The 14279-nt window shown below is 38.7% G+C and carries 12 protein-coding genes; 6 read left to right on the top strand and 6 right to left on the bottom strand.

Annotated features, from left to right (window positions below):
* Both ACOVO2_RS07840 and ACOVO2_RS07845 read right to left on the bottom strand, forming a co-directional pair.
* The coding region (locus tag ACOVO2_RS07840; protein WP_421769427.1) for an alcohol dehydrogenase catalytic domain-containing protein at window positions 1-855 on the bottom strand (855 nt) is incomplete at its 3' end.
* A complete protein-coding gene (locus tag ACOVO2_RS07845) occupies window positions 852-1658 on the bottom strand; it encodes a phytanoyl-CoA dioxygenase family protein (protein ID WP_421769428.1) in 807 nt (268 codons plus the stop codon). The genes ACOVO2_RS07845 and ACOVO2_RS07840, both read right to left, overlap by 4 nt.
* Before the next feature lie 322 nt (window positions 1659-1980).
* Between ACOVO2_RS07845 and ACOVO2_RS07850 the strand changes: the two genes are divergently transcribed.
* Complete coding sequence (locus ACOVO2_RS07850; RefSeq protein WP_421769429.1) at window positions 1981-2823, top strand: AraC family transcriptional regulator; 843 nt, start codon at window positions 1981-1983, stop codon at window positions 2821-2823.
* Between the two features lie 29 nt (window positions 2824-2852).
* Complete coding sequence (locus ACOVO2_RS07855; protein ID WP_421769430.1) at window positions 2853-3311, top strand: hypothetical protein; 459 nt, start codon at window positions 2853-2855, stop codon at window positions 3309-3311.
* 210 nt (window positions 3312-3521) lie between these two features.
* On the opposite strand, the gene ACOVO2_RS07860 is transcribed toward ACOVO2_RS07855, so the two are convergent.
* The 4 genes from ACOVO2_RS07860 to ACOVO2_RS07875 form a co-directional block, all read right to left on the bottom strand.
* Window positions 3522-4943: an amidohydrolase gene (locus tag ACOVO2_RS07860; protein ID WP_421769431.1), complete on the bottom strand. Its 1422-nt coding sequence runs from the start codon at window positions 4941-4943 to the stop codon at window positions 3522-3524.
* Between the two features lie 100 nt (window positions 4944-5043).
* Window positions 5044-5886 (bottom strand): alpha/beta fold hydrolase, encoded by an 843-nt coding sequence (locus ACOVO2_RS07865; protein ID WP_421769432.1) that lies wholly within the window; start codon window positions 5884-5886, stop codon window positions 5044-5046.
* A 92-nt stretch (window positions 5887-5978) separates the two neighbouring features.
* The gene (gene dprA / locus ACOVO2_RS07870) at window positions 5979-7082 is read right to left on the bottom strand and encodes a DNA-processing protein DprA (RefSeq protein WP_421769433.1); all 1104 of its coding nucleotides are present in this window, start codon (window positions 7080-7082) and stop codon (window positions 5979-5981) included.
* Between the two features lie 125 nt (window positions 7083-7207).
* A complete protein-coding gene (locus tag ACOVO2_RS07875) occupies window positions 7208-8311 on the bottom strand; it encodes an endonuclease/exonuclease/phosphatase family protein (protein ID WP_421769434.1) in 1104 nt (367 codons plus the stop codon).
* A 150-nt stretch (window positions 8312-8461) separates the two neighbouring features.
* On the opposite strand from ACOVO2_RS07875, the gene ACOVO2_RS07880 reads away from it, so the two are divergent.
* The 4 genes from ACOVO2_RS07880 (at window position 8462) to infB (ending at window position 14255) form a co-directional block, all read left to right on the top strand.
* The gene (locus ACOVO2_RS07880; RefSeq protein WP_421769435.1) at window positions 8462-8917 is read left to right on the top strand and encodes a hypothetical protein; all 456 of its coding nucleotides are present in this window, start codon (window positions 8462-8464) and stop codon (window positions 8915-8917) included.
* A 183-nt stretch (window positions 8918-9100) separates the two neighbouring features.
* A complete protein-coding gene (gene rimP / locus ACOVO2_RS07885) occupies window positions 9101-9622 on the top strand; it encodes a ribosome maturation factor RimP (RefSeq protein ID WP_421769436.1) in 522 nt (173 codons plus the stop codon).
* 125 nt (window positions 9623-9747) lie between these two features.
* Window positions 9748-10992 (top strand): transcription termination factor NusA, encoded by a 1245-nt coding sequence (gene nusA, locus ACOVO2_RS07890; RefSeq protein ID WP_188766274.1) that lies wholly within the window; start codon window positions 9748-9750, stop codon window positions 10990-10992.
* A gap of 197 nt (window positions 10993-11189) precedes the next feature.
* Complete coding sequence (gene infB / locus ACOVO2_RS07895; protein ID WP_421769437.1) at window positions 11190-14255, top strand: translation initiation factor IF-2; 3066 nt, start codon at window positions 11190-11192, stop codon at window positions 14253-14255.
* The last annotated feature ends 24 nt before the right edge of the window (window positions 14256-14279 follow it).

Consider the following 14279-nt stretch of genomic DNA (forward strand, 5'->3'; position numbering starts at 1 on the left):
GGCCATGCCTGCATTGCGAACCATCGCCAACGGAGCAGCCCCAAGTTCAGGAATAGCAGTACACTCAAAGGCATAATCAGCTCCTCGTCCGTTTGTCATAGATTTTACAACCTTGGCGGCTTCGGTCAAGCCTTTATCATTTTTTTCTGCCAACACCGTGTGCGTTGCACCGTATTCTTTGGCCATTTCGAGTCTTAACGGATTAATATCTACGGCAATGATTTTACCAGCACCCGAAATCCTCGCTCCTTGAATCACATTCAACCCAACCCCCCCCGTACCCAAAACCACTACCGAACTACCAGCTTTTACTTTTGCTGCGTTTACAACCGAACCGTAGCCAGTCATTACGCCACAGCCCACAATAGCCGCTGATGAAAAAGGCATTTCGACGTGCATTTTCACACAAGCAGCTTCTCGAACGAGCGTGTATTCCGACATCGTTCCGAGACTAAAGGCCCGTTCGATTGGAGTATCGTTAAATGTAGTTGAGGTAAAAGTGGCGTGTCCTTCGCTTACCTTATTACCTGCCGTTACGGCCGAGTTTCGCTCGCAAATGTGCTGGTTACCTTCTTGGCATTGAAAGCATTCGTAGCATGGTATGGCCCAATTGAGCATGACTTTATCGCCAACTTTGAGCGATTTTACATTTACCCCGATTTGCTTTACAATTCCTGCTCCTTCGTGGCCCATGACCAAAGGCTTACCCCACGACTGAGAGTCCCAGTCGGTATGGCAAACTCCAGCGGCTTTGATTTCGACCAAAACCTCATCGCCTTGTGGCTCGGCAACTGATATTTCTTGAATGGAAAAACTACCTTTTCCATCCGCAACTGCGGCTTTGCAATGTATCATTTGCTGTAAATTACGGGGTTCAAGTAAGTATCAATCACTTCACCGACTTTCGCACCAGGACACCACACTTCCCAGTCTTTTTTCTGATTTTCGTTTTCTGGCTCTTTCAAAATCATATCTCTGTCCATGTAAATCATGGTCATTACTTTGCGGATTTGGTCGGTATTATTTGCCCCTGCACGGTGAAAAACCCAACCCGAATGGAAACTTACTTCGCCCAAATCATACGGCTCAATTACATGCTTAAAGTCGGTTACTCGCAGTTTTTGCTGAATTTTTTGCTCGCTATCGTCGCTGATGGCCAATTCACGTCCTTCGACAATGGCGTGGCTACCCGCACTAAATTCTAAAGGCCCCATTTCGAGCGGAACAGGCTGCAACGGAATCCAAGCCGTAACGGTTTTGTCAGAACTAAGCGGCCAATAATACTGGTCGGCGTGCCACGGTGTAATGCCACCACCAGCTTCTTTAAAAAGAGCTTGGTCGTGGTAAAGTCTTGCACCATCGGCTTGCATTAATTCGGCGGCAATTTGACCCAAACGTTTGCTCAAAACAAACTCTTTGCAGGTTTCGTCTTCACGCCAGAGGTTAAAAATCTGTAAAAATGCTTTGCCGTAAGTATCTCTTTGGTCGAGCGGCTTATCTTGTTTATTGATTTCGTTTACTTTTCGGGTAATTGCCTCGCCGTAATAGGCCAATGTTTCAGCATCTAATACATTTTTTAGCTTGATATAGCGATTTTTTTGATAAAACTCAATTGCTTCGACTGGAAGCTGATAAGTTTCGTTTAATAGACTTTTCATTGCTTAGATTTATTAAGATATATTTAAGTTATAACCTATAAAATTCATCGTAAAATTAGAACGCTGATGACGCTGATTTATACAGATTTACGCTGATTTTTAAATTAATTTTTGCTTTTATCTGCGAAAATCAGTCAAATCAGCGTCATCAGCACGGTACGCCGTAGCGGTTCCATTTTTTGAAGGCTACAACTTACTTTAAGATAGATTTGATGCAAAGTTGAATAAATTTTATTTAGTGAGATTTGAGTTTTTTTTCATATAATTGTCTTATATTATCATGATTATTGAAAATTGAGTCGAAGAATGCAAAAATGAAACTATGAAAGCAGTTTTTGAGCAATTAAATACCGAACAATCAAGTTCATTTATTTTCCGAAAATTTGATGTCCCGAAGTTCGATGCTCCGTTTCATTTTCATCCAGAGTATGAATTAACCTTAATTTTGAAAGGAGAGGGGCAACGCTACGTTGGGCAACAAGTACATGAGTTTTTTGCAGGAGATTTAGTTTTTTTAGGAGCAAATCTGCCACATTGCTGGATTAACCAAGCCATCGAGAATGAAAATGCTTCGGCCATTGTGATACAGTTCGGTGACTTATTCTTAGGAAAAGGAATAGTTGAATTACCTGAAATGAAAAAAGTACAAGCTTTTTTAGAAAAATCGAAATCTGGTTTTGAAATTATTGGTAAAACAAAAGAGATTCTCACCGAAAGGATAGTATCGTTACAGCATAAAACTTCCTTACAAAAAATCGCTGGCTTATTAGAAATCTTCGATATACTGAGTCATTCAACTGAAATTATAACAATCGATGATTTCTTTTTCGAGCATCAGTATAATCAATCGGAGACGGCACGTTTTCAAAAGGTTTTTTCGTATTTGATTGAAAATTTTAAAGAAGAAATCACCCTCGAACAAATTGCCAATATTGCTGATTTATCGCCAACGTCGTTTTGTCGGTATTTTAAAAATATTACCAAGAAAACTTTCGTTGAGGTTTTGATTGAGTTTAGGCTTCAATATGCTTGTCGGTTGCTCAACAAAACCGACCTACCAATCCAGCAGGTAGCATTTGAGAGTGGTTTTGGCGATGTTCCATACTTTAACAAATTATTCAGAAAGCACAAAAATCTAACACCAAAAGAATGGCGAGGTCGATAATTCATTTTCATTGAAAATATAATAAGCAAATGGCAAACGAAAAGATTAATTTACAAACCCTTGAAGGGAAATGGTATATCATTTTATCGAATTTCCCGATGTGGTTGAAAGGTGATAAGACCAATCCGACTTTCAATTACAAGAAGGCCGAAAGAGATGGAGTTATGGGTTTGACTGATGAAGTGAGATACACTCAAAATGGTCGAACCAAATCAATTAATGGTTTTGATAAACCCTTAAATACTGAAAATACTTCGTTTGAATGGCGTGGAAATGGCTTACTTTCACTTTTATCAAGCAAATGGCAAATTTTATATGTAGATACTATCGAAAATTGGGCGATTATTTACTTTGAAAAGACACTTTTTACACCCAAAGGTTACGATGTGATTTGTAGAGATAAACAACTAAATAGCTTGATAATGAGAAAGATAGAGGAAAAACTAAGAGAGCTAAAAATCAGTGAAAAGCTAAAAAAAATATCGTGATAGATTTTCGATTCTATCACGATATTTTATATTTTTTTTCTAGAAACAAAGTCGGTTAGTTGGTATAACCTTCATGCTAAAAGTTCTATACTTATATTGTAGATTGGCGATTGATGATTTCAAATTGAAAAATTTTCAGAATTATTGTATAGTATTCAAAAATCTTCAATCATCATTCCTTTATCTACAATTTCTAAATGCTTAGGGTTTTTACTTCCTATAATCTAAAGCAGGTTTTCTATCGCCAACCATTGCTTGGTATTTGAATTCTTTCGTGCCACGAGCTTTTTCGAACTCAGCTTTTGCATCTTTTAAAATTTGTGGATTCTCAAAAAGGTCTGTAATTGTTAAAGCCATTGTTTTAGCAGCATTTACCATTCCTTTTCTTCCGATACTCATGCCACCAGCGGCCACTGCTTGCCAGCTATGGGCAGGCGTGCCAGGAACCCAAGCGGCGGTTATCACTCCAACCGTCGGAACTGTCCAGCTTACATCACCAACATCCGTTGAGCCACCACCATTTTTTTCTGCCGCCAACGGTTTTACGCCTGTGGCATCTTCATATTTCACACTTTCAATGCCTAAGCTTTTGACAATTTTTTCAGCAAATGCTTTTTCTTCAGCCGTGTATGTAAAGCCACCAACTTTTGTCAAATTTGCGTGCATGACCTGTGCAAGAGTTTCGTTGGGCAATAATTCATAAGTTCCGCCAGTCAATTCCCAATCAGCACGAGTGCCAGTTCCCATGGCTGCACCTTTGGCTGCATTTTCGATTCTCGACCAAACATCCATTACATCGGTTCTGCGTGGACTACGAGCATAATAATAAACCTCCGCAAAATCGGGTACAACATTTGGTGCTTTGCCACCATTTGTAATTACGTAGTGAATGCGTGTGTCTGATGGCACGTGTTCACGGAGCATATTTACCATATTGTTCATTGCCTCGACACCATCTAGAGCCGAACGGCCTTTTTCGGGCGAAGCTGCCGCGTGGGCTGAAATACCGTAAAAACGGAATTTTCCTGATTTATTTGCCAACGATGTACCAAAACTCGCACTATTCACCGACATTGGGTGCCAGTGAACCACAGCATCAACATCGTTGAAAAGCCCTTCACGAACCATATAAACTTTTCCAGAGCCACCTTCTTCAGCAGGTGTTCCGTAAAAACGAATAGTTCCTTTGATATTATTGGCTTTCATGTATTCTTTTACAGCAATTGCGGCCGCTGCCGATCCTGTGCCAAATAAATGGTGTCCGCAAGCGTGGCCAGCAATTCCGCCAACTGATTTTTGGTCAGCTGTTGAATCCTGTGATAATCCTGGAAGTGCATCAAATTCTCCTAAGATACCGATAACTGGTTTTCCTTCGCCAAATGTTGCCGTAAAGGCCGTAGGAATTCCCGCCACACCTTTGTCGATTTTAAAACCTTCTTTACTAAGAGTTTCCTGCAAAAGTGCCGAACTTTTTGTTTCTTGATAACCTACCTCGGCATAATTCCAGATTTGTTTGGCAATTCCGCCATAATACATTTCTTTTTTACTAATACTTTCGAGCATTTTGTCTTTGGGCGATTGGGCAAAAATACTCACACTTACCAATGAGCATAGAATAAAGAGTTGCTTCATGTTGTTAAAGAAGATTGGTTAATGGTTAATTTTTTTAGTCCACGGTCTACAGTCCATTGTCCACAGTGTTTACTATTGACCATCGACTATCGTCTGTGGACTACTTAAATATTTCTTTTTTCACCAGATCGGGCCTTGAACTTGAAATTAGATGACCTGATTCGGGAATAAATATAAATTTAGCATTTTTTCCGATAAGCATCTTTTTTGCGAACGAAAAATTTGTTGTGTCCACAATCCAATCTTTTCCTCCGGCCATTACCGTTACCTCCGAATTGATTTTTTGCCAGTCGTTTTTGAGTATTTTTAACTCTTTTATATGTGCGTATTTTTCATCAGTGGCGGTGTTCATGCGTTCGGGCAAAAACCAACGTACCAAAAAGACTTTTCCAAACTTCGAAAACCACCAAAACTTCTCAGTATCGGGGTCTATTGCTGGTGAAAGTAGTATAATCTTTTCGACTCTATCGGGGTACATCGCTGCCAACTTTGCCGCCACCGGAGCTCCATACGAACGCCCAACTACAATCGCTTTTTTGTTTGAATGATTACTTTTCAAGGCCAAAATGATACTTTTTGCTTGCTCTTCTAAACTGTACGTCTTTTTCTTAGGGCGTTTTTGAGATTTTCCGTAACCCGGGCGGTCAACTGAAATCAAATGAAAATTATGTTGAAGCAAACTGTCGTCTAATAAATTTAGGTAACCATCCCACGAACCTGGGGCTCCATGAACGAATAATACGGGTTGAGCAGTATCAACTCCGAAAGTTACGAAGTGAAGCTTTGTTGAATCATTTTCTATGATGTGAAACAAGGGTTTTGAAATCCGATTTGCGTAATGAGCTTTCAACTCTTTTTCGGTCAAAATCCATCGACTAAAGCACGAAACAAAAACTGTACTAAGCGTCAGGAATACAAAAATAAGTTTTAGACGAGATTTCACTTTAATACTTAATTGACTGATTATAAACAATGATAACAGTCATATTAACGCAAATTGAACATAAAACGTTTTGTGTTAAATGAAATTTAACATTATTTCAAGCCGAACTTTTTGCCTGGCATTGCCTTAATGATGCCCTGAAATTCGAGATTGAGTAGGAGCGAAGCCAGTCGGTTGAGGGGAACTTGTGTTTGCCAACTAAGCTCATCAATCTGCATTTCGCCGTGTGAGCGTAGGTGCGAAATCACCTGAGCTTCTTCGTCGGTAAACATGCTTAGATCAACATCGTCTTTCTTAAATTTGATATTATCAGGGTTTTCTTCTAAGTCCCAATTGAGTGCCTCAACGAGGTCATCGATTTTTGTGAAAATATTGGCCTTATTTTGTTGAATGAGTTTATTACAACCTTCGGAGGTTTTATAATTTAAAGTGCCAGGAACTGCAAAAACCTCCCGGTGATAATTATTAGCAAACTCGGCGGTAACCAAAGAACCGCCTTTTGCGGCTGACTCAATTACAATGGAAGCATCGCTAAGCCCCGCAATAATTCTATTTCGAGATAAAAACATATTTCTGATGGGTTGTTTCCCGAATGGATGTTCAGAAACAATGCCACCATTAGCCACGATTTGCTCAATGTATTTTTCGTGTTGCGAAGGATAAATGATATCAATTCCGCTGGCCATTACAGCAATTGTAGGTAAACCAAAATCAATGGCCGCTTTGTGTGCCGTAATATCAATTCCATAAGCTAAACCGCTAACTATTAGTGGATTATAGGGTTTTGATTGTTCAACAATGCTTTCGGTTACTTTTTTGCCATAATCAGTTGCTTGGCGAGTTCCAACAATACCAATCGAACGAAAATGGTCTAAACATGAAGTTCCACGATAATACAAAACGGCAGGAGCATCATAAAGTGGCTTTAGACGAGAAGGGTAATTTTTATCCGTCGAAAAGAAAAGCTGAACTCCTTGTTTTTCAGCTTCTTTGAGCGTTTTTTCGGCATCGGTAATTAATTCCTTATTTTTTAAGCCTTCAATAACAGTTTTGCCTACTCCCGGAATTTTTAGCAATTTATCAGTTTTTGCTTTAAAAACATTTTCAGCCGAGCCACAATAGCTAATAAGTTGTCTGAAAAATACACTTCCTACACCATCGACATTCGATAAGGCAATCTGATAAATTTTCTCCATGCTTTAAAATAATGAATGATTGATAGAATAATTGAATGGTAGAGTGAAGACAATAATTTTAACCTTTCAGAATAAAGGTAGATTGTTTTTAAGGTAAGTTCTTATAAATTCACTCATTGTACCATTCAATCATTCAAAATTAAATATTCTCCCCAAATTGGGTAATGATCAGAATAAGGTATCTCCGAAAATGTTTTAAAACGCTTTACTTCTAGTTTTTTTTCATCAAAAAATAAATTGTCGATTCTCAAAAAACCTGGTTTTTTATGATAGGTAAAACCAAACCCACGGCCAGCATCTTCAAAACTATTACTTAAATATTGTCTAATTTTACCGTAGGCAAATCCGTAAGGCAATTCATTTAAATCTCCGCAAACCATTACAGGATACGGGCTTTCTTCAATCCATTTCTCTAGTTCCTTTACCTGAATCGCTCTGTCTTCAAAGCCTCCTTTTAGTTGGTGATAAATAGTTTTTGCTTCCTTTTTGGCTAATTCTTTATCTTCTTTGGCTTCAAGCACTTTCTGGACACGCACCCCCATCGAGCGTAATTGTACATTTATGACTCGAATCGTATCTTTTTTTATGACAATATCAGCCGATAGCAAGCCATTATGATTGATCGACCAATGTTTTTCTTGTTTTCTTATAATAGGGTACTTAGAGAATATAGCCAGTCCGATTTCTCCTTGTCCGCGATCATTACCAGGTGTTGAGTGAACATAAGTATAATATTTATGAGTCCCTCTAAATTTTTTAATTGTTCTAAACTGCGGAAAGCCATCCCAGTTGTATAATTCTTGTAGGCATTTAATATCAGCTTCGATACTAACCGCCTTTTTTACAAGATTAATCGCATTGGTAGTATCATGCTCATGTACATAGGTTACGGCATCGCACCACATCATATTATAGCTCATTACACTAAATCCTTTGCGGGTATCACGGCTATCAATATTATGCCATGTAATGGTTCGGAAGATGAAAGGATAGCCGATTAGTAGTATGATTAAAGACAAAAGTGCTCTCGGAGATAACCTGATTGCCCAAATAAGAAAGAAAATAAGATTTGCAACTAGAACGAAAGGCATTGACATCATCAAGAAACCCGCCAACCAATGTTTTACGCTTACCGAATAGCTCAACTGATATACCAATAAAGTATAGATTGCAAGCAATATATTCAGGAAGAATAAAAAACGTTTAATTATTTCTCTAATCAACTGCATGGTTGGGTTGGGGCAATTTCTGTGCCTAAAATTACTACCTAAACTCGACTTTCAGAAACATATACGATAAAAAAGCAGATAAACTAACATTTAAGTTCGTTTGAAAGCATAAAATAAACGAGATTTGTGACTTCAACATTTAATATGTTTATGAAAAACAAAGTCTTCGAATGGATAAAAAGATATTTGCCTGCCGAAATAATCTCAATTATTCTGACACTAGCTTCATCGGTTTTTACCTATAAACTCACAAAGAATAACCTCACAACTGCTTTGGTAGGTACTTGGGTGGGTAATATTGGATATTTCGGAACAATTCTTTTAACTGATATTTTCCAAACAAATCGTGCATTAGCATACAAAAATAAGCCATATACTTTAAAAATCTTTGGTCGGAATATTCGAGCATTATTCGTAGAGTTTGGAGTTGCTGAGTTTTTCGATAGTTTGTTCGTAAGACCAACCTTGATGTATTATTTGCCCGTTTGGCTAAATGATGTTTCTTTGGGAGTAATTATAGCCAAATTTACCGCTGATATTACATTTTATGTGCCTGCCATTGTTGCTTATGAGCTATCTAAGAAAAAACTTCGTCGTTTTGAATAGAACTTTAAAAAGATGCAATGTTATTATCTAATAAAATTTGTAAAATATTTAAAAATTGTCTATATTTGCGATAGAATTGTGAAAAAGGAGGAGCGAAGCCCTCCTTTTTTTCTTGTAAACTTGTTTCATTATCAACAATAACTAGTAGTAGAATAGGGCTTTTTGGCCAATATACCTACTCAAATGAAAATCAGTTTACCAGTAACCGATATAATTGCCAGTAAACAATATATGAATACCAATACCGAAGTAAAACAGAAAGTAGAGCAACTTCTAGAGCCTTTACTCGAAAATGATAAATTTTTTATTGTTGATATAAAAGTATCGTTATCGAAAGTACACAGTAAAGTTACGATTCTGCTTGACTCCGATGAAGGTATCAAAATTGATGAATGTACAGCCATTAGCCGTCAATTGGGTACTGATATTGACGAAATGATGCCCGAAAAATATACGCTTGAGGTATCGTCTCCAGGAGTAGATTTTCCGCTGAAATCAGAGAGAATGTACCGTAAAAATATTGGACGTAGCCTGAAGGTTATCCAAAATGATGGAACTGAAATAAAAGGAGTCTTAGAAGCCGTAGAAGCTGAGCAAATCACAATTATTGAAGACAAAAAGCGTAAGAAAAACGAAGAAATTGTGCCATTGGTCATTTCTTTCGCAAATATTAAACAATCAGAAGTAATTATATCTTTCAAATAAAATTAGTAACTAAAAATATTTTGAACAAAAATTAAGATGCAATATTTGATTTTTGAAGTTTTTACGCAAAAATCATTCTCAATCGCTATGGCGAAACATCTTAATTCTTAATTGAATACTAAGCTATGCACAGTGGAGAATTAATAGCATCGTTCTCAGAATTTGCTCGTGAAAAAAACATTGACCGACCAACCATGATCAAGGTTTTGGAAGATGTTTTCAGAACAATGATTCGCAAGAAATTCGGTTCAGACCATAATTTTGATGTGATCATCAATGCCGATAGTGGCGACTTAGAAATGTGGCGTACACGTGAAATCGTTGACGATAATTCTGAGGATATTTGGGATACTGATAAAATTATGCTCTCAGAAGCACAAAAAATTCAACCTGACTTTGAAATCGGCGAAGAAGTAGCCGATGAGGTTAAGTTAGAAGATTTTGGTCGTCGTGTTGTGCAAACTGCACGCCAGACTTTGATTCAAAAAATCAAAGATTTAGAAAAAGAAATGCTCTACATCAAATACAAAGATTTGGTTGGGGAGCTTATTATCGTTGAAGTATATCAGATTTTAGGTAAAGAATTAGTTTGTCTCGACAGCGAAGGCAATGAATTAGTACTTCCAAAGACTGAGCAAATACCAAAAGATAGACCACGAAAAGGAACAAGTATTAAAGCGGTAGTTCATAAAGTTGAAATGAACAACGGAACTCCTCGCATTACGCTTTCTCGTACTTCACCAGTATTCCTTGAGCGTCTATTTGAACAAGAAATACCTGAAATCTTAGATGGTTTGATTTCGGTTCGTAAAATTGTACGTGAGCCAGGCGAAAGAGCCAAAGTTGCCGTAGAGTCTTATGACGACCGCATTGACCCAGTAGGAGCATGTGTAGGTATGAAAGGTTCAAGAATTCATACAATCGTAAGAGAATTAGAAAACGAGAATATCGACGTTATTCAGTGGACTGATAATCTTAACTTGTTGATCTCGAGAGCTTTAAGCCCTGCTAAAATTAGCAATATTCAGGTTGACAACGAACGCAAGCGTGTGGCCGTTTACTTAAAACCAGATCAAGTGTCGTTGGCTATCGGTAAAGGCGGTATGAATATCAAGTTGGCTGGTAAACTCGTTTCGATGGAACTTGACGTATTCCGTGACATCGAAGGCGAAGAAGACGAAGAAGACGTTGATTTGTCAGAATTTGCTGATGAAATCGAAGATTGGGTACTCGACGAATTCCGTAAGATTGGTCTCGACACCGCAAAATCTGTATTGGCTATCTCAAAAGAAGATATTGCCCGCCGTACAGAGTTAGAAGAAGAGACAATCGACGAAGTTTTAGGAATTTTGAGTCGAGAATTTGAATAAATCGAATACAATACTGTGATTTAGAACGAAATAGATAACTATAAATCATATATTCTTGATAATCAAGAATATACCGTTTACATTTGTAGTATTGAATTCAAAAGCACAAAAACTGAAGTTCTCCAAGGTTTTTGGACTTGGAAAAAAGAGTAATTAATCTCGCAAGGGATAACAAAAACAGATTTTTAAATCATTTTATGACAGAACAAAAAGAAATGCGACTCAGCCTTGCGGCAAAGAAACTCAACGTTGGTATTGTAACTATCGTTGAAAAACTTGCTGGAAAAGGACATCGTATTGAAAATAATCCAAATGCCAAACTCAACTTTGAGTTATTGAATATTCTCGCTAAAGAATATAATAATAATTCGTTGCTTGAAGATGGAGGTTCGACAAAACCAGTTGAAGAAGCGAAAGCAAATCCAACTTCTGCTGGTAATTCTGATATTTTATATTTCCGCCAACAAGCAAAAGTAGAGGAGAAAAAAGAAACAGAACCAACCAAACCTGCTGAGCCCGAAGTGATTCGTGCCGAAAGCAAAACTCATGGTCTTACTATCTTGGGTAAAATTGATTTGGATAAAAAGCCTACTCCAACACCGCCTCCGGCCCCAGTTCCGCCTCCAGTAGTCGAACCAGTGAAAGAAGCAGTAGTTGAGCCAGTAAAACCTCAGGTTGAAGAAAAACCAATTGAGGTAAAGGTAGAGCAACCAAAACCAGAGCCAGTAGTTGAGCCAAAACCAGTAGTGGCGGAAGTACCGGCACCAGTTGTGCCCCAAGAGCCAGCTAAACCACAGGAAGTGGCCCCAGTTGTTGAGCCACCAAAAGTTGAGGTTGTTGCTAAACCAGAGCCGCCAAAACAAGAACAAAAACCTCAGCAACCTAGCCGTCAGGAATTCCCGCCACGCCAACAACAAGGTGGCGGACAACGACAACCAACTGAGCGTCTTGACCCACGTCAGCCATATAGAGCAGATCAACGCCCGCCTCACAAGGCTGAGCCAAAACCTGCTCCTGTAGTTCCTAAAAAGAGCATTCCAGAAGATATTGATATTGAAGAAATAATCGAACCAGAATTGATTCAAGCAAGAGGTGAAAAACTTCAAGGTTTGAAGGTTTTGGGTAGAATAGAGCTTCCAGTTGAGAAAAAATCAACTGTTGCAGAAGACAGAGACAAACGTAAACGTAAACGCAAACGTGTAAAACGTGGCGAGAAAGTTACGGGTGCAGATGCTGTCGTTACGCCAAAACCAAAAGCTCCTGTTGCCACTGGTAATACAACTACAAATAATGCGTCTGCCAAAAAAGGCGATCCTAAGAAAAAGAAAGAACGCAAAGAAGAGGTTTCACAGGTTGAAGTAAAAGAGCAAATCAAACAAACGATGGCTCGTATGCAAACCAAAGGGCCTGACTTCGGAGCAAAATATAGAAAGGATAAGCGTAGGTCACGTGCCGACCAAGAAGAACAACGTGCTTTACAAGAGCAAGAAGAAAGCAATATCTTGAAAGTAACCGAGTTTATCTCGGCTGCTGAATTGGCTTCTTTGATGGATGTTTCGGTAACCGATGTAATTTCGGCGGCAATGAAGATGGGTATGTTTGTATCTATCAACCAACGCCTTGATGCGGAAGCAATCCAAATGCTTGCTCTTGACTTTGACTACGATGTACAATTTATCACTGCTGAAGAAGAAGTGAAAGTTGATACGATTGAAAAAGAAGATGCTGAGGAAGATTTATTGCCGAGAGCTCCAATCGTTACAATCATGGGTCACGTTGACCACGGTAAAACATCATTGCTCGATTATATCCGTCGCACAAAAGTTGCATCGGGTGAAGCGGGTGGTATTACACAGCACATTGGTGCTTATGATGTGGAAATCAACGAAGGTCCGAATAAAGGAAAGAAAATCGCATTCCTCGATACTCCTGGTCACGAAGCCTTTACGGCCATGCGTGCAAGGGGGGCTAAAATCACCGACGTTGTAATCGTTGTGGTAGCAGCCGATGATAGTGTGATGCCTCAAACACGTGAGGCTATCAACCACGCTAAAAATGCAGGTGTTCCGATCGTATTTGCAATCAATAAAATTGATAAGCCAGGGGCTAACCCAGAAAAAATACGTGAAGATTTATCGAAAGAAAATATCTTAGTTGAAAGTTGGGGTGGTAAATACCAAGAACAAGAGGTTTCGGCCAAGAAAGGTATTGGTATCAATGAACTCCTCGATAAAGTATTGCTCGAAGCTGAATTGCTCGAATTAAAAGCAAATCCTGACCGTACATCTGTAGGTACAGTAGTTGAAGCATCTCTCGATAAAGGTCGTGGATATGTAACCACAGTTCTCGTACAGAACGGTACATTGAAAGTTGGAGATGTTATCTTGGCAGGTCAATACTTCGGGCGTGTGAAAGCAATGGTGAATGCAACAGGGGCAAGAATTAAAGCTGCTGGTCCATCAACTCCAGTGCAGGTTCTTGGTTTACCAGGAGCTCCACAAGCAGGTGATAGATTCAACGTGATGGATTCGGAGCGTGAAGCACGTGACATCGCTAACAAACGTGAGCAAATCAATCGTGAGCAAAGTATCCGTGCTAAAAAACACATTACACTCGAAGAGATTGGACGCCGTAAAGCAATCGGAAACTTCCATCAATTAAATGTTATTGTAAAAGGTGACGTGGATGGTTCGGTAGAAGCCCTTTCTGACTCATTATTGAAACTTTCGACCGAAGAGGTTCAAGTAGCGATTATTCACAAAGGTGTTGGTCAAATTTCAGAATCAGACGTATTGTTGGCTTCAACCGCCGATGCAATCGTAATTGGTTTCCAAGTAAGACCATCGAATAATGCTCGTAGAATTGCTGACCAAGAAGAAATCGAAATCAGATTATATTCTATCATCTACGATGCAATCAATGAGATTCGTGATGCGATGGAAGGCTTGTTAGCTCCTAAAGTTGAAGAGTCAATCGTTGGTACAGTCGAAGTTCGTGAAGTGTTTAAAATCAGTAAAGTTGGTACGATTGCAGGTTGTTATGTAACTGATGGCTCGATTAAGCGTAACAATAAAGTAAGATTGATACGTGAAGGAATCGTAATACACGAAGGTGAGATTCAACAATTGAAACGTTTCAAAGATGATGTAAACGAAGTGAAATACGGTTTTGAATGTGGTTTGAGCTTGAAAGGCTTTAATGACATCGAAATTGGAGATACACTCGAAAGCTTTGAAGTAAAAGAAGTAAAACGTAAGCTATAATATAGCTTTAGCAATAATAGGAAT

Origin of the sequence: Emticicia sp., assembly GCF_049241225.1 — a bacterium.
In the GTDB taxonomy this organism is placed as follows: Bacteria; Bacteroidota; Bacteroidia; order Cytophagales; family Spirosomataceae; genus Emticicia.